This is a genomic window from Eggerthella timonensis (genome assembly GCF_900184265.1).
Lineage (GTDB): Bacteria > Actinomycetota > Coriobacteriia > Coriobacteriales > Eggerthellaceae > Eggerthella > Eggerthella timonensis.
The window spans coordinates 923,848-940,768 of record NZ_FXXA01000002.1; the positions used below are offsets into that span (position 1 = coordinate 923,848).

13 protein-coding genes are annotated in these 16,921 nt (G+C 64.3%); 10 read left to right on the forward strand and 3 right to left on the reverse strand.

Translation table 11 applies throughout. The features are described 5' to 3' along the window. The first annotated feature begins 7 nt into the window (after positions 1–7). The 7 genes from C1A15_RS03850 (at position 8) to C1A15_RS03880 (ending at position 9,665) form a co-directional block, all read left to right on the forward strand. Complete coding sequence (locus tag C1A15_RS03850; protein ID WP_101723682.1) at positions 8–3,724, forward strand: phosphoribosylformylglycinamidine synthase; 3,717 nt, start codon at positions 8–10, stop codon at positions 3,722–3,724. Between the two features lie 213 nt (positions 3,725–3,937). Further along, positions 3,938–4,201, forward strand: a complete 264-nt coding sequence (gene ccmI, locus C1A15_RS03855) for a c-type cytochrome biogenesis protein CcmI (RefSeq protein WP_245864902.1) — start codon at positions 3,938–3,940, stop codon at positions 4,199–4,201. Positions 4,202–4,213: 12 nt separating this feature from the next. Continuing rightward, positions 4,214–4,963, forward strand: a complete 750-nt coding sequence (locus C1A15_RS03860) for a GNAT family N-acetyltransferase (RefSeq protein ID WP_101721343.1) — start codon at positions 4,214–4,216, stop codon at positions 4,961–4,963. Between the two features lie 442 nt (positions 4,964–5,405). Further along, complete coding sequence (locus tag C1A15_RS03865) at positions 5,406–6,068, forward strand: DUF6323 family protein (RefSeq protein WP_146001800.1); 663 nt, start codon at positions 5,406–5,408, stop codon at positions 6,066–6,068. Between the two features lie 76 nt (positions 6,069–6,144). Beyond that, a complete protein-coding gene (locus tag C1A15_RS03870; RefSeq protein WP_146001801.1) occupies positions 6,145–6,966 on the forward strand; it encodes a DUF6179 domain-containing protein in 822 nt (273 codons plus the stop codon). 144 nt (positions 6,967–7,110) lie between these two features. Further along, positions 7,111–8,016, forward strand: a complete 906-nt coding sequence (locus C1A15_RS03875; protein WP_101721346.1) for a BRO family protein — start codon at positions 7,111–7,113, stop codon at positions 8,014–8,016. A 317-nt stretch (positions 8,017–8,333) separates the two neighbouring features. Next, on the forward strand, positions 8,334–9,665 hold the full coding sequence (locus C1A15_RS03880; protein ID WP_245864903.1) for an MFS transporter: 1,332 nt from the start codon (positions 8,334–8,336) through the stop codon (positions 9,663–9,665). Here the strand turns inward: C1A15_RS03880 and C1A15_RS03885 are convergent. Together C1A15_RS03885 and C1A15_RS03890 are read right to left on the reverse strand one after the other, a co-directional pair. Beyond that, positions 9,662–10,831 carry an Mbeg1-like protein gene (locus C1A15_RS03885; protein WP_101721347.1) on the reverse strand — a complete coding sequence of 390 codons (1,170 nt, stop codon included), beginning with the start codon at positions 10,829–10,831 and terminating at the stop codon, positions 9,662–9,664. The two genes, C1A15_RS03880 and C1A15_RS03885, sit on opposite strands and share 4 nt — an antisense overlap. Then, positions 10,828–12,339 carry a helix-turn-helix transcriptional regulator gene (locus C1A15_RS03890; protein ID WP_101721348.1) on the reverse strand — a complete coding sequence of 504 codons (1,512 nt, stop codon included), beginning with the start codon at positions 12,337–12,339 and terminating at the stop codon, positions 10,828–10,830. The genes C1A15_RS03885 and C1A15_RS03890 overlap by 4 nt, the downstream gene beginning before the upstream one ends. Positions 12,340–12,566: 227 nt before the next feature. Here C1A15_RS03890 and C1A15_RS03895 point away from each other — a divergent pair, with 227 nt between their 5' ends. The 3 genes from C1A15_RS03895 to C1A15_RS03905 all read left to right on the forward strand — a co-directional run bounded on the left by C1A15_RS03895 (position 12,567) and on the right by C1A15_RS03905 (position 16,662). Next, complete coding sequence (locus tag C1A15_RS03895; protein ID WP_101721349.1) at positions 12,567–14,510, forward strand: FAD-binding protein; 1,944 nt, start codon at positions 12,567–12,569, stop codon at positions 14,508–14,510. 132 nt (positions 14,511–14,642) lie between these two features. Beyond that, positions 14,643–15,536 carry a coproporphyrinogen III oxidase gene (locus tag C1A15_RS03900; RefSeq protein WP_101721350.1) on the forward strand — a complete coding sequence of 298 codons (894 nt, stop codon included), beginning with the start codon at positions 14,643–14,645 and terminating at the stop codon, positions 15,534–15,536. Positions 15,537–16,350: 814 nt separating this feature from the next. Next, the gene (locus C1A15_RS03905; protein ID WP_180952985.1) at positions 16,351–16,662 is read left to right on the forward strand and encodes a hypothetical protein; all 312 of its coding nucleotides are present in this window, start codon (positions 16,351–16,353) and stop codon (positions 16,660–16,662) included. 44 nt (positions 16,663–16,706) lie between these two features. On the opposite strand, the gene C1A15_RS03910 is transcribed toward C1A15_RS03905, so the two are convergent. Beyond that, a complete protein-coding gene (locus C1A15_RS03910) occupies positions 16,707–16,877 on the reverse strand; it encodes a helix-turn-helix domain-containing protein (RefSeq protein ID WP_219618176.1) in 171 nt (56 codons plus the stop codon). Positions 16,878–16,921: the final 44 nt, after the last annotated feature.

Sequence of the window (16,921 nt, forward strand, 5' to 3'; positions counted from 1 at the left end):
GGGGACCATGGTTTCTCGTGTCTACGTGGAGAAGAAGCCCGGTTTTGACGGCGAGGCCCAGCAGCTCAAAGAGGAGCTGCGCAGCCTGTTGGGCATCGAGGCGCTTGAGAACCTGCGCCTGGTGAATCGCTACGACGTGGAAGGCATCTCGAGCGAGCTGTTCGAGCAGTGCGTGCCCACCGTGTTCAGCGAGCCGCAGTCCGACATCGCCACGCTCGACATGCCGGCGGCCGACGGTGCGGCCGTGTTCGCCGTGGAGTACCTTCCCGGCCAGTTCGACCAGCGCGCCGACTCGGCAAGCGAGTGCATCCAGCTGATCAGCCAGGGCGAGCGCCCCGAGGTGCGCAGCGCGAAGGTGTATATGCTCGAGGGCGCGCTGTCCGACGAGGATATCGCCGCCATCAAGCACTACGTGATCAACCCCATCGAGGCGCGTGAGGCTTCGCTCGACGTGCGCGACACGCTGCACATGGAGCAGCCCGTCCCCGGCATGGTGGAGACGGTCGACGGGTTCCTGGAGCTCGACGAGGCTGGCTTGGCGGCCTTCATCGCCGATCGCGGCCTGGCCATGGACGTGGCCGATATCGTGTTCTGCCAGCAGTATTTCGCCGAGGAGGGGCGCAACCCCACCATCACCGAGATCAAGATGATCGATACGTACTGGTCCGACCATTGCCGCCACACCACGTTCGGCACCGTGCTGGATACCGTCGAGATCGACGACGAGGCCGTGCGCGCCGCGTTCGAACAGTACCTGGCGATGCGCCACGAGCTGGGTCGCGACGAGAAGCCGATGTGCCTCATGGACATGGGCACCATCGGCGCGCGCTGGCTGAAGGCGCGCGGGGTGCTGACCGGTTTGGACGAGTCCGAGGAGATCAACGCCTGCACCGTGAAGGTGAAGGTCGACGTGGACGGGGAGGAGCAGGACTGGCTCTACCTGTTCAAGAACGAGACGCACAACCATCCCACCGAGATCGAGCCGTTCGGCGGCGCGGCCACCTGCGTGGGCGGCGCCATCCGCGACCCCTTGAGCGGTCGCAGCTACGTGTACCAGGCCATGCGCGTGACGGGTGCGGCCGACCCGCTGGTTCCCGTATCCGAGACGCTGTCCGGCAAGCTGCCGCAGCGCAAGCTGGTGACCACCGCGGCCGCCGGCTACTCTTCGTACGGCAACCAGATCGGCCTGGCAACCGGCCAGGTGAACGAGCTGTACCATCCCGGCTATGCCGCGAAGCGCATGGAGATCGGCGCCGTGGTGGGCGCCACGCCGGCCGACCACGTGCGTCGCGAGACGCCTGCGCCGGGCGACGTGGTGGTGCTGCTGGGCGGCCGTACCGGCCGCGACGGCATCGGCGGCGCGACGGGCTCGTCGAAAGCGCACAAGCTGGAATCGCTCGAGAGCTGCGGTGCCGAAGTGCAGAAGGGCAACGCGCCCGTGGAGCGCAAGATCCAGCGCCTGTTCCGTCGCAAGGACGCGTGCCAGCTCATCAAGCGCTGCAACGACTTCGGCGCGGGCGGCGTGTCGGTGGCCATCGGCGAGCTGGCCGACGGCCTGCTCATCGACCTCAACAAGGTGCCCAAGAAGTACGACGGCCTGGACGGCACCGAGCTGGCCATCTCCGAGAGCCAGGAGCGCATGGCCGTGGCCTTGGCGCCCGGTGACGTGGACGCGTTCATCGGCTACGCGCACGAGGAGAACCTCGAAGCCACCCCCATCGCCACGGTGACGGAGGAGGCGCGCGTGCGCATGGAGTGGAACGGCGCCACCATCGTGGACGTGAGCCGCGACTTCCTCAACAGCAACGGCGCGGCGAAGCACCAGGACGTGCGCATCGTGCGCGGCGGCGACTACGAGCGCACTTGGGCGGGCGACACGCTGGCCGAGCGCATGACCTCGCTGGTCACCGACCTCAACGTGTGCTCGAACAAGGGCCTGTCCGAGCGCTTCGACTCCACCATCGGCGCGGGCACGGTGCTCATGCCGTTCGGCGGGTCGCGTCAGCTGACGCCGGCGATGGCCATGGTGGCCAAGCTGCCCGTGTTCGGCGAGACCACCACGACGAGCGGCATGGCCTGGGGTTTCAACCCGTACCTCACCGAGGCGAACCAGTTCACGGGCTCCTACATCGCCGTGGTGGAGAGCGTGGCGCGCCTCGTGGCCGCCGGTTTCCTCCATGAGGACATGTACCTCACGTTCCAGGAATACTTCGAGAAGCTGCGCGACGAGCCCGAGCGCTGGGGCAAGCCCACGGCCGCCGTGCTGGGCGCGCTGATGGCGCAGGTGGATTTGGGCGTCGGCTCCATCGGCGGCAAGGACTCCATGTCGGGCAGCTTCGAGCAGCTCGACGTGCCGCCGACGCTGGTGTCGTTCGCCACCGCGGTGGGCTCGGTGGATCGCGCGACGTCGCCCGAGTTCAAGCAGACGGGCAGCCGCGTGGTGCGCGTCGCGCCCGCGTCGTACGACGGCGTGACGCCCGATGCTGCCGGCCTGGTGGAGGCTTTCGGGCTGGTGGAGCGCCTCATCGGCGACGGTGCGGCACTGGCCGTGTCCACGCCGGGCTACGGCGCTGCGGCCGAGGCCCTGTTCAAGATGTGCGTGGGCAACGGCATCGGCGTGAAGCTGGCCGACCGTGTGACCGCCGACGACCTGTTCGCGCCTGCGTACGGCAGCTTCCTCGTGGAGCTTGCGCCGTGCGTGGAGCTGCCGGCGGGAAGCGAGGCCGTGCGGGTCGAGGAGATCGGCGAGACGACCGAGGCCTACGAGTTCGCGGCGTGCGGCGAGGTCGTTTCGCTCGCCGAGCTGCAGGAGGCGTGGGAGGGCAAGCTGGAGCCGGTGTTCCCGTACCGCTCCGAGGGCGATGCCGTGGAGGCGGTGTCCTTCGACGGCGCCGCGCCGCTCGTGTACAACGGCACGATCGCGAAACCGCGCGTCGTCATTCCCGTGTTCCCGGGCAACAACTGCGAGTACGACTCGGCGCGCGCGTTCGAGCAAGCGGGAGCCGTGGCCGAGACGCTCATCATCAACAACCTTACGCCGGACAAGGTGGCCGAGAGCACCGATGCGCTCGTGCGGGCCATCAAGAACAGCCAGATCATCATGATCCCCGGCGGCTTCTCCGGCGGCGACGAGCCCGACGGCTCTGCGAAGTTCATCACGGCGTTCTTCCGGGCTCCCGCGGTGACCGAGGCGGTGCGCGACCTGCTGCAGAACCGCGACGGCCTCATGCTGGGCATCTGCAACGGGTTCCAGGCGCTCGTGAAGCTGGGCCTCGTGCCGTTCGGCGACATCCGCCCCATGGACGAGAGCTGCCCCACGCTCACGTTCAACGACATCGGCCGCCACCAGAGCCGCCTCGTGCGCACGCGCGTGGCGTCGAACCTTTCGCCGTGGCTGAGCCGCTGCGAGGTGGGCGACATCCACACGGTGCCGGTGAGCCACGGCGAAGGCCGCTTCGTGGCGAGCCCTCAGCTGGTGGCCGAGCTGGCCGCGAACGGGCAGATCGCCACGCAGTACGTGGACGAGCAGGGCGTGCCGTCGATGGGCCTCGACGTGAACCCGAACGGGTCGGTGCTGGCCATCGAGGGCATCACGAGCCCCGACGGCCGCATCCTGGGCAAGATGGGCCACAGCGAGCGTCGCGGCTACGGTCTGTACCAGAACGTTCCCGGCGACCGCTACCAGCAGCTGTTCGAGGGCGGCGTGAGCTACTTCACGGAGTAACGGCATAAAAGTGTCCCAAAGGGGACAAAGTGTCCCAAAGGGGACAAAGTGTCCCAAAGGGGACAGGCCCCTTTGGGACATTGTTGGCATAAAAGGGGGACAGTCCCTTTTTATGCCATTTTGCGCGGCGTGCCCCAAGGGGCGCGCCGCCTTGCTATACTGCCAGTACTTGCTCCCCGTCGAAGGGAAGGCGGCGTTATGAGGATACTCGGCATGGGGGTTCCTGAAATGCTCATCGGATTCATGGCGTTCGTCGTGGCGATTCTGCCCATCGCGCTGTTGGTGACCATCATCGTGCTGCTGGTGAAGCGCACGCACGCCTCGTCGCAGCCTCAGTCCCAACCGCTCGACGAGGGCCAGCGTGCGAGCGCGTTCGCGTACCAGCGTCTCTCTCAACTTGACGACCTGCGCAAACGAGGCGCCATCACCGACGAGGAGTACGCTTCGAAGAAGCAGGAGCTCATGCGCGACTTGTAAGACGGGAGAATCATGGACGCCGAATTCGTCAACCTTACGCCGGAGAACCTCGCCGACGAGCACCTGTCCTGCATCATCCGCGTCAGAAAGCCCCATCCGGGCGTCGAGGCGAAGCGCGCGTGGCTCGCCGACCGGCTGCGCGAGGGCCATGTGTTCCGGAAACTGCAGGTGAAAGACCCGGTGTTCATCGAATACGCCCCGCTCGAAACGGCGTGGGTCCCCATCGCGGGAGACAACTACCTGTACGTGTACTGCCTCTGGGCGTACGGCACCTCCAAGGGGAAGGGCTACGGGCGCGCGCTCATGGAGTACTGCTTGGATGACGCTCGGGCGCAGGGCAAATCGGGCGTGTGCATGCTGGGTTCGAAGAAGCAGAAGTCCTGGCTGTCCGACCAGTCGTTCGCGAAGAAGTTCGGTTTCGAGGCGGTGGACGCCACCGATGACGGCTACGAGCTGCTCGCGCTGTCGTTCGACGGCACGGTGCCGTCGTTCACGCCGCGCGCCAAGGCCCAGGCGATCGAGCGCGACGAGCTGACGATATACTATGATTTCCAATGCCCGTATGTGCCCGGGCATATCGCCGCAGTGCAGCGGTACTGCGAAGAGAACGAGGTTCCCCTGACGCTGATCCCGGTGGATTCGCTGCAAGCAGCGAAGGATCTGCCCTGCGTGTTCAACAATTGGGCCGTGTTCTACCAAGGGAAGTTCGAGACGGTGAACCTGCTGGATGCTGCGTATCTGAAGAGGATCCTCAAGAAGTAACGGGCGAAGGCGCGATGCCGCACGGTTGCTCGTGCCGGCGAAATGGCTCGTTTTGGCTGATTTTGAACGATATTCACCGACGTGCGCGGGATCTGCCGGGATGCATGAGCGCGGTACGGCTTCTGAACTGGGATGTTGTGCCAATGCCGCTGCGCTCGTTCCTCAAGTTGGCATCGTCGACGGCTTAATGCGGTGAATATCGTGCAAAACCGACCAAGAATTCAAGATTTGCTGGCGCAGGATCCTTGTCGACCTTCGAAGGGCTGAAACGGACGTTCTGCCGAACCGCTCCAAGAAATGAAGAAGCGGGCATGAAGTCGTGTTCCTGCCCGCTTGATCTGGGAATATATTACCACACAATCGCATAAAAGTCGAGTCGTGCGTTTGCCGGACGTGCGCGGTATATATAGCTGCACGCAAAAACGATGGGTAGGTGATGCGCATGGGGTTTGATTTGTCCGCAGGCTGGCAGCAGGGTTTGCAGGTTGCGGCGTCGCGGGATGACCTGACGGCTTGCAACGAGGCGACGGCGGCGTACGGGCTGAGCCTCACGGAGGAGCAGATGGTCGGTCTCGCCGAGCGCCGGCACGAAGCGCTTCGGGCGACAGGGCGCGTGGAGTTCGGGCGCGGGGCGTTGCGCGACATCGTCGCGGCGTTTCGCGATTCGCCGTACCTGCTTCAGGAGACGTATGCCGAGACGCTCGCGGACGTGCAGGATGCGTTCTACCGCTACAAGGAGGAGGCTGAAACGTGCGGCGGGATATCCGACGACGAGTTGGTTTCCGCGTTGCGCACGGCGTTCGACGAGCGTGTGCACGGTGCGGTTGACGCGCTCGAGGGCGTGAAGCTGGCGGAGCTGCGCGCGCAGGTTGCGGGCCAGTTGGCGGGGGAGTACGACGAGACGACGCAGCGCGAGGCGGAGGAAGAGGAGAGCGATGACGAGGACGACGAACGACTGCACGACGAGTTCGACCGTGTGTTCGACGAAGAACGCCTCGGGCGACCCAGCAACGAATTCGCCGCGGAGTACTACGACGGCTACGACGAGCTGTACCGTATCGGATTCGACGCGAACAGCCGCATCGGAGGATCCTCGTTTCTGTGACGACGGTCGGGCGCTGCGCACGCGGCTCGACGATGCCGTCGACGTAGGCACGGCGTTTCAGGCGGAGGTGTGGGGCGTGCTGGCCAAGCAGGTGGCGTTGTTCACGATGGGCGAGAGCACGTCCATTCCCGAGTACGACGCGCATCGCTTGTTGGAATCGGTGTGCTTCGTGCTGGGCGTGGACGCCGACGATCCCGACGAGGCGGCGATGCTCGACGTGCTCGAACAGGGTGCCGAGGAGGTGTTCGCGCGCAACCTGCATCGCATCGAAGAGCAGACGGCTCAGGTGGAAGGCCTGTGGAAGGACGTGTGTCTCAGCATGCCGCTGCTGGAGAGCGTCGCACTGCGGGATACGCTGGAAAGCCTGCGCGACTTCGGGGCGCGCTACGAGCCGCGATTCTTCGCGCACGAGGTTCCGGCCGACATCGACTATCCGCTCTGCCGTCCCATGCCGGAGGCGATGCAGGGCGTGGCGTACGTGACGGGGTACCTCGAACGGCTGCTGGCGGAATGCCGCTTCCTGCGGCGGTGCGATCTGGGGCGCTGCCAGGCGGTGCTGAGGCGCGTGCATCCGGCGTACGGCGAGCTCATCGTGAATCTGTTCGAGCCGGTGGCGACGAATGCGGTGGGCTGCGCGCTCGCGGGCGTCGACGTGTGCGGTCTATGCGTTGGCGAAGGAGGTCGCGCGTGCATTGGCCGACTGCTGGCGGATCGCTCGGCAGCCGAGCGCAGGGAGCTGCTTGTTGGGGCGGCGGACCGGGCGTGCGACGCGCTGGGCCTGCGCGGCTCCGATGAGGAAGCGGCGCGGGAGCTTGTGCGCTGGGCCGCGGCCGACCTCGTGCCGCGTCTCGACAACGCGTTGAGGCACGGCTCGCTCGACGGGGTGTTCGTCTTGTAGCGCAGGCTCACATCGAGCTATCAAGTTTTTGAAATTCAAGAACATCTGTACTCATTTTATGCTATAATGGATCTACTGATAAAGCGGCGTTGTGCTCGGCCAGGCACCTCCAGTCCAAGACGCCCAGGACGTAAGGAGGTGGCCATGGCACCCATCCAATCTCTCAAGCTGTACGAGGATTCCCGCATTCGCGCTCTTTGGAACGAAGACGAGGAAGAGTGGTATTTCTCGGTGGTCGACGTTGTGGCGGTGCTGACTGAGAGCAGCAATCCTCGCAGGTATTGGAGCGACCTCAAACGTAAGCTGCAGGAGGAGGGAAGCGAAGTGTACGATAAAATCGTACACTTGAAAATGAAGGCGCCTGATGGCAAGCTTCGTGAAACCGATGTAGCTACGACGCCTCAGGTTCTCCGCATCGTCCAATCCATCCCCTCTCCGAAGGCCGAGCCCTTCAAGCTGTGGCTCGCCCAGGTTGGCGCCGAGCGCATCGAGGAAACCGTCGATCCTGAGCAGGGTATCGACCGCGCGCTCGAGACGTATCTCAAAAAGGGCTACAGCCCTGAATGGGTGAACCAGCGCTTGCAGGCGATCTCGGTGCGCAAAGAGTTGACCGACGAGTGGCTCGAGCGCGGCGTATCGAAAGGGTCGGAGTTCGCCATCCTCACGGATGAGATTTCGAAAGCGTGGGCTGGCATGACCACACGCCAATACAAGAACCATAAAGGCCTGTCGAAGGAGAACCTTCGAGACAACATGAGCACGCTCGAGCTGGTGCTCAACATGCTTGCCGAGGCGACGACGACGGAGCTGTCGAAAGTCGAAGAGCCTGACACGTTCGAGCAAAACAAGGAGGTTGCTCAGAGGGGCGGTTCCGTGGCGGGCAACGCGCGCGAGGAGATCGAGGCCCAGACTGGCAGGCCGGTCATCACGTCGAAGAATGCCCAAGACTTCAGGAGGGTTCTTGGCGATGTGATAGAGGCCGCGGCCGCAGAGCTGAGCGGCGAAGAGGATTCTCAGGAGGATGTCGCTGACGCGCCTTCGCGAGCCTGACGCGTCGGCCGGGGCGCTGCACCCGCGGTGGATAGCGGCGGTGAGCGGCGAAGGCCATGCGTCGCCTGCACGTCGTCTCGGCGCCGATGATCGCTGCAGCACGGTGCTGGAAGTCCCCGCATCGGCAAAACCTTTCGCACCTTGATAATCGACCGTTCGCGAGCAAACGAGGTTCCGACCCTGTTTGTTTGCCGAGCGAAACGCTACGCCCGCAGCAAGGGGCGGGCGATCCGTGCCGTAACGTGATTGAATGGCGCATCTTTTAACCGACAACGCCCGACGGTCTGGCGACCGGGGGCGGAGAAGGGAGTATGCGCATGCGACAGCACATGACGAACGAAACGAGCGGTGAACGGCGTTCGCGCCGACTGCATCCGGCATGGCTCATCCTCATCGCTTGCTGCTTTCTGCAAGCGGGCGGCATGGGCACCATCAACAACGCGGCGGGCATCATGGTTCCCGCTGTGCTCGGCGATTTGCAGTTCTCGCAAGGGAGCTTCATGCTGTACTTCACGATTCAGGGTTTATGCATGACGGCAGCGCTCCCTGTGGCGGGCAAGTTGCTGTCGAAGGTAAGCATGCGCGTGCTCGTGAGCGTCGGCATGGTGGTGGCCGCTCTCGCGTTCGCGGCGATGGGCCAGTTCCATGCGGAATGGCAGTGGTATGTGGCCGGAGCGGTGCTGGGAACGGCCTCGGCGTTCGCGTTTCTGCTTCCGGCGCCTATCATGATCGGCAACTGGTTCAAGAAAAAGGCAGGCCTGGCGATGGGCATCGCCATGGCCTGCTCGGGCATCGGCGGGGCGGTGATGAACCCGCTGGGTGGCGCGCTCATCCAATCGTTGGGCTGGAGGCCCACATACGCCGTGCTCGCCGTAATCGCTGCGGCGCTGGTGCTGCCGTTCTCGTTGCTGGTGATGAAGTACAAGCCCGCCGATCCGCGCGATGCGTACGGGGTGGGCGACGAGGAGACGGCGACAGCCGACGCGAATGATGGAGAGTCCGAGGCTGCAGCGGGGGTTTCGGCGAAGCGTGCCGTGCGCTCGCTGGCGTTCGTGTGCGTGTTCCTGGTGGCGGGTTTCGTTGCGCTCGAAAGCGCGTTCTTGCAGCTGATGCCCACGTACGCGGGCACGGTAGGCCTCGCTGCCGTCGCCGCATTCCTTCCCTCGATCGCCATGATCAGCAACATCGTGGGAAAGCTCGTGTTGGGCTGGCTCACCGATGCGGTGGGTCCGCGGAACGCCACTTTGTGCGGATTCGGCGTGGGGGCGGCGGCGTTCGCCCTGTTCCTGGTTTCGAACGGAAACGTTGCGCTCGTCATGGCCGGTGCAGCGTTGTTCGGCGTGCTCACCTCGATGGTGACGGTGACCGTCCCGCTGCTCGTGCGCAGCGCATTCGGGTCGAAGGATTACGGTGCGCTGTTCTCGTACGTGAGCATCGGAACGTCGCTCGTCGGGTCGCTCGGCATATCGGTGTACGGATTCCTGTTCGATCGCTTCGGATCGTACGATCCGGGGCTGCTGCTCGGCATCGGGGCGAGCGTGGCAGGCGCGGCGCTGCTCGTGGTGGGCATGGCTGCCGCGAAGCGCCTTTGGGCGCCGGTGTCCGGACGAGGCGGATCGAGCCTCGTGGACGAGGTGCCTGCGGCTTAGGAGCGCTCCTTCGGCTTGGGCGCGAACATGCCGAAGATACCCTGGGTAACGTGATGGGTGGCCAGCTCGGCGAGCGAGCCGAGGGCGCCGACGAGCGTGTCGCGCGCCGCGCCGTCGATGTTCTTCGCGGCCTCGCTGAGCAGGGTCACCGTTTTGGCTCCGCCGAAGAAGATTTCGGTGGCGTTTTGAGCCCCCGATGCCTCAATCGCTTTGAACAGCGCATCGACGATTGCCGCGGCCTCATCGTCGGAATAACGCGCCAGCCACTCGGTGAGCAAGGCGTCGGTGAACTTCGCGTTGTCGGTAAGGTCGTCGAGGTAGGCGAAGTCGTCGCCGTTGATCTCCCAGGAGAACGGGCTGTGCTGCATGAGGCCTCGCTCGGTGCTGTGCACGACGCGCGGCTGCGTGTGCGACTCCATGAGCATCCCGATGATGGAATCTTGCGGCACGGTGCGATGGATGCGTCCGTCCAGCTTCTGCCAGTCGTCAAGTGAGAACGCGCCCGCCTTGAAGCCGGGGCCGTCGTGCGTGTAGACGCGCTCGATGCGCTCCTGCACAGGGGCGGGCGCGTGCAGCGCGGCGTACAGCGCGAGGTTGGCGCCCTTCGAATGGCCGCCCACGAACAAGCGTCGCGGCAGGTGCGGGGCGACGGCTTCAAGGTATCGTGCGGCTTGCTCTTGCGCGGGGACGGGCGCGGTGTAGGCCATGTTGAAGTTCTCGCGCCAGCCGGTGATGGACGTGTCGGTGCCGCGGAATCCCACGTAGGCGAACTCCTTTTTGTACACGAACGTCATGGCGGCGAACTGCGTCTGCCGCTCGACGTCGAACAGGCTGAGGTAGTCGCGGATGACCATGCTACGGAATCGAGGACTGGCTGCGAGGGCGAGCATGTTCTCTTTCACGCGACCGGGAATGAGGCCTGAGAACATGTGCTCGTACCGCTCGGCTCGCAGCGCGTCGGTGAAGCGGGCGGGGCGTCCCGAAGGGGACAGCAGGTTCTTCACGACGGTTCCGAACGTCCTGAACGCCTTCCGCTCGCGCAGCGGCGGTACGATGCCCTCGGCACGAACCATGCAGAACTGTGAAAGCGTCGCCGAATCGATCGGGTTGAACGGTTTTTCCTCGAACGAGGCGAACTCGTTACCGAGGTAATCGAGGATGTTCATCGCGACGCTCCCGCCGTTTCCGGGTCTTCGGCGTCGATGAGCGCAAGCAACTCCTCTCGGGAGCCGATGCCCAGTTTCCCGTAAATGTGCCGCACATGGGTGCGTACCGTGTTCTCGGAAATGTAGAGCTTCTCGGCGACGTAGCCATGGTTGTAGCCGCGCCCCAGGTAGTACAGAACCTCACGTTCGCGCGGCGATAATCCGCGCTCGGCGGCAAGCGTGTCGCAACGGCGGTGGATGTACGTGCGCGAGTCGTCCGCTCCACGCGGCTCGGTGCGGCGGCCTTCGCGCTGCCGTGACCCCTGCGCGAACGAGATGGCGATGAGTGCCAGGTACACGGTGAGCATGACGAGGCAGATGGCGCGCCCGTCGGTGCCGATGAAGGCGATGCCGCACAGGCCGGCTACGAACGCGAACGCCAGCAGCACGAGGCAGGCGGGGAATACGAACGCGGCGGCGAGAGGCACGCTTCGGGCGGCGCTTGCCATGCTGCACCATATGGCCAGCGCGATCACGGCGAAGCTGGCCTGGGTGAGCACGTCGATGATGCCCGCGGTGATGTCGCTGTCGGTGCTGATCACCGGCAGCGCTAGCAGCAGGGCTACGGCGATCGGGTACACGGCTTGATTGAGCAGGCGCAGCGGCGACGAATCCGCTTTCCGCAGCACGATGAGCGCGACAACAACCGCCAACAGCGATGGGCCGATGAGCGATTTCCATGCGCCCAGCGGGTCGGGCAGGCGGGTCTGCTCGCTGGAGATGACAGGATCCCAGGTGAGCCCGAAGATGAAGCAGGTGATGCATGCTCCCACGAGAGGCATCCACAAGATAGCGAGCGCCTTGCGCAGTCGTGCGCGATGGTCTTCGCTTCCAGTGATCTCGGTATCGACGGTCTGCGATGCGGCAGGCTCCTCGAGAGTGCGCGCAACGAACAGCAGCGCGACGGAGGCTGCCAGCGAGCAGGCGATCATCGCCAATCCGACCGACGAGGGCGAAATCGGCTCGGCGGCGAAATGGACGATGGCTGCGAGCATAATGCCGAGCGCGCTGTTGAACAGCAGGTTCTCGGGCTCGAGCCGTGCGAACACCGATCCCCAAGCTGCGGTGAGCATGGTGAGTCCTACCCCGAACGCCACGCCGAACACGGCAGGCTCGATGAACGGCAACGGCAGCTGTGCGTACAGCGGCAGCACGAACTGCAAGCCGATCGCGGTGAGGCAGGCTCCCATCAGCACCGGCGCGGTGCGGGTGAGGTCGGGCGCGGGACGGTCGGCGCGTTTCGCGAGGAAAGCGAGCGCTGCCAGAACGACGCCGCAACCGAGCAGACCCCAGCCGGTGTACACCGCAAAGGGATGCAGCGAGAAGGCGACGTCCGTTTCCAGTGCGGGAAAGAACCGGATCGTGTTGAGAAACACGGAGAACAGCAGGCCGGCGCCCAGCAACGCAGGCCTGAACGAGACGGACGATGATCGCGCCCGCCCTGAAACGTGTTGTTGTGCGCTTCCCATGTCCCCCCTGCAACGCCTTGGCGTTTTCCCTCGTAGACAGCGCAAATCACCAAATACAGCGATAGTGCGGTTCCGTGCGGCACCTCGGGCGAGCTTTGAAATCATCGCTTTCAGTGATGGCGGAACCCAAGCCTGCTCCGTTAGTGTAGCCGAACGTTCGGTGCCGCACAACAAACCTCGCGGTGACGAAACGGGAACACGGATATTTGATTGAAGGGAGCGGGAACATGGGAACCACCTCGAAGCACAGCTGGTCGCGTCGCGATTTCTTGAAGGGGGCGGCCGCCGGCACGATGAGCGTCGCCGCGCTGGGCGCGCTGGGCGGATGCTCGCCGCAGCAGTCGGCATCCACCGCCTCGGCAGCGGCGGCCGATGCCGGTGAAGCCGGCACGTACGACGTGATGCAGGAGCTGTCGACGTTCAACCGCGGTCAGAACGCCAGCGCGAAAGCGCCGACCACGCCCGAAGAATACATTGCCCTCAAGGGCGACGGCGTGCTGTCCGCTGGCGGCGGTTGCGAGCAGCTGGGCATTAAGCCAGCCGACTTCATGCTGAACAAGCCGGCGTGGTTGGGCGACGCTCCCGAGGTCAGCGACGTCGCCGACACCGAGGAGTGCGACGTGCTGGTCATCGGCGCGGGCAACGCGGGCACCGTGGCAGCGCTGCGCTGCCAGGAGGAGGGTGCGAACGTCTTCCTCGCCGAGATGCAGACGTACGACGAGTACGACGAATATGCCTGCGACATGGCCTGTTACAACTCGAAACTGTTCTTGGACAAGGGCACGCCCGAGATCGATACGACCGAGGTGTTCAACGAGTACATGCGCCTATCGCGCGGCCATGCGCACCAGAAGATCGTGCGCGACTACGCCACGCGTTCGGGCGAGATGCTCGACTGGATGGTGGGGCACATTCCCACCGAGTACGTGGACAAGTACGCCAAAACCTCGAACTACAAGGGCAACGAAAACTTCAGCGGCGAGTGCTGCGGTCAGAAGTCGTGGCCTGCGATGACCCAGTGGCGCGATGAGGAGTCGAACATCAACATGTGGCCGTTCGTCATTCGCTCGGTCCATGCGGCATTCGAGGATGCCGGCGGCACTATCAAGTGGGGCTACCAGGGCGTGGTGCTCGTGCAGGACGGCGATGCGGTGACTGGTGCCATCTTCCAGGACGTCGATGGCGCGTACCACCAGATCAACGCGAAGGCGACCATCGTGGCGGCCGGCGATTTCGGCGGCAACCCCGACATGCGTCTCGACCTGTCCGACCAGATGCGCAACCTGGCTTGGTCGTTCGGCAGCGACCGTACCGACGCTACCGCCATCGGCGGCATGGGCCGCGACGGCTCCGGAATCCGCATGTGCATGTGGGCCGGCGGCACGATGGAAGGCGGTCCCCGCGCCGGTCAAGCCGCGGGCATCAACGGCGTGCCGGGCTTCGCGTTCGGCGGTGCGTGGCCGTGCTTCGGCAACGATGGCAAGCGTTTCATGAACGAGACCATGGTGAAGCACGGCTCCAACGGCTACCTCGACATGCTTCCCGCGGGTCAGCTGTTGGTGAACGTGACGGATGCCAACTGGGAGGAATACCTGTCCCACCAGGGGTACGGTCACGAGACGATGGACCGCAGCTCGGACTACATGGTAGAAGAAGTGCGCGAGAACATGGCGAACTACAAAACCGGCAAGGACGGTTTCGACGTGCGTGCTTTCGCCCGTTTCGGCAAAGAGTACTCCACGGTATACGCGGCAGACACGCTCGAGGAGCTGGCCGAGATCGTCGGCTACACCGGAGAGGCCAAGGATAACTTCCTCGCCGAGGTGGCCCGTTACAACGAGCTGTGCGAGAAGGGGCACGACGACGATTGGGGCTGCGACCCGCAGAACCTGTTCCCCATCAAGGACGCGCCGTTCTTCGCCTCGTTCGGCACGACGGGCGGCAACCCCTCCGGCGGCCTGTGCCAGCACGCGGCCATCTGCACTGACGGGCGCTACCAGGTGCTCACCGGTGCGAAGGAGCCCATCGTGGGCCTGTACGCTGCGGGCAACACGTGCGGCCAGCGTTACGGCATCCAGTACGCCACGCCCACGGCCGGCAACAGCTGCGCCTCGGCGCTCACCTCGGGCTATTGCGCTGCGGAAAGCGTGATCGAAGACGTGAAGGCGTAGCCGCCGCATCAGCTGATTCGGGCCGGCTGGCGCACCCCTCCCTCCCTGATGCCAGTCGGCCCATGGCGCGCGGCGGTCGCTCTCGGGCGGTCGCCGCTTCGCACGAGAAGCGAAGAAAAGGAGCAACCCACCATGACAGAGAAACGCGATGCGATCGTGCAGGTGTCCGTTCCGTTTTGCGTGAAGGACGACGCGCTCAGACGCGACGGCATGATCCTTGGATGGGATAGCCAGCGTATGGCGCGTTACGCGGATGCGCTTGTGGCCGAGATAGAGGCGAACGCGGGGCAGTTCGACGATTGTCGCGTGCGCGCCGTGCGGTTGGGCGGCGGCGTGGCATCAAACGCGGGCGCGGATGTCGCGCGCATCGTGCGCGCCGTGCGGCAGGCCTGCGACGTAGCCGAAGACGCGCCCGTCACCATGCGCTCGTCTATCGCGAACGTGAGCGGCGCCACCATGCCGTTCTTCCGGCGTGCCGGCGTGACACGCTTCGACTTCGAGATGCTGTCGCTCAACCCCGTCGACTTCGCGCGCCTCAATCGGGTGGATAATCTGAACGACCTGCCCATCATCTGCGACCATTTCCTGCACTCCTATGCGAACGACACGCTGGGGTTCGTGCTGGCGTTCGGTCATAGGGCGCGCGACGGGGAGGACGGCGCGCTCACCGTGCGGCGCACGGCGCTTGCGGCTGCGCGCTCGCATGCGACGCACGTTGCATTGGCGCGGGTGGCCCCCGAGCTGAAGGCGGAATCCGAGGAGCTGGCGCGCCAGTTGGGCGAGATGCGCAACGCCTTGGTCGAGCACGGGTTCGTCGAGTACCTCCCGCTGCGCTTTGCGCGCACGGGAAAGGAGGATCGCTTCGCGCAGCTGTCCGCCGAAGGCGTGCCGCAGGTGGGCTTCGGCCTGGGCGCCGTCACGCGCCTCGATGGCGTCGAGAGCGTGAACACGTGCGATCTCGACCGCTACTGCACTGCAAAGGGCGACTTCGCTCAGATCACGGAAGACGTGCGCAAGGCGGGGTAGGGCACGTTGCTGCGAAGCGAGCCTCAGGAAGTGGTGCTTCCTGAGGAGCGGACTCGCTTCGACGGTTCGGGACGCATGCAGGTTCCGGTTCGCCATACCCATCCCCTCGGGACGACCGAGCCCCTTTTTCGCTCGTCTAGTAAACAGGACGGGCTCCTCGACCGCCGGATGCATGCGCGTTGCCCCGCGCCCCGGCTCTTGCACCGAATCCGGCTCCTATGTGATGCAAAATCGGGTTTTTGGCAGTCTGGCATCCTCTTTCGAAGGGTCTTCAAGAAGAACCCCCAGATCACCGAATTTCATCGCCGCGAAATTCCATCTACAAGCGGGTCAGGATTGCCAAAAACCCGATTTTGCATCACATAGGGCGTCATCAACGGTCGCGTCCGGCTGCCCGTCTAGGACTCTCCTCGTTTAGAGTTTCACGCGAAACCATTGCAGGGTCAGTTGTTGCGCTTTCCGCACTCGGGTTTCTATTCCTTTTCGTTTGGCAGCAAATCGCATATATCCACATCGAGCCTACGAACGATCTTGCACATCGTTGCGAAAGCGGGTTCGAATTTTCTCATTCGATCTATTAGGGCTGGTTGTAGTGAAGGTCGAGCATCAAAGCTCAGGATCGCGAGCTCATGCCGGTGAAGAGCCTGTGCCGGCGAATGCGTCTCCCTGCTCCTGCCATATTCTTCGAAACCATAGTGCAAGCATAGGCAATGCCGTGAAAGTGTTGACGCTATTTTATGGGTGCTTGCTTTACGCCAGGGGGAGGTCATTCTTTTGGTAGCGATGCAATCAATCTGGGGCTAGGATACGCGGCATGACGGGCTGCACGCTCTCGGCGTGCCGCACGAAGGGGGTTCGCTCGATGGGAGACTGCGAAGGGACGTGCCAAGGTGGGGAGGATTGCGATCTGTCCGACGACATGGTGGAGCGGATGGTGACGGTGGCCATGGGGTGCGACGCGATCACGCAGGCGCTCGATTGCCTCCATGTCGCGGTAAGGGCCGATAGGGATGGAGGGTTGTCGTTCGTCGCTGGGATGCTCGATATCCTGCAGTATTCAGCGGTTCGAGTCCGGATGGAGGCGCAGGCGCTCGTTGAGGAAGCGGGTTGTATGAGAATGAAGTGACGAAAGGGGAGCAAGCTCGCTCGGCGATCAGGGGTGCGATGGCCCTAATCAGGCTGGTACTCGATAACTTCTTCCACTTTGCACTTGAGGATGGCGCATAGGGCATCGATCGAGTTGGTGGAGATGGAATCGCCGGCCTTGATGCGCCTGATGGTCGAGCTGCTGATGCCGCCCTTGTTCTGGAGCGTGTACGTAGTCGCTCCTTCGCGTTTCATCGTGCGCCACAGCGGTTCGTAAGAGATCAATGGTGCCTTTCGCC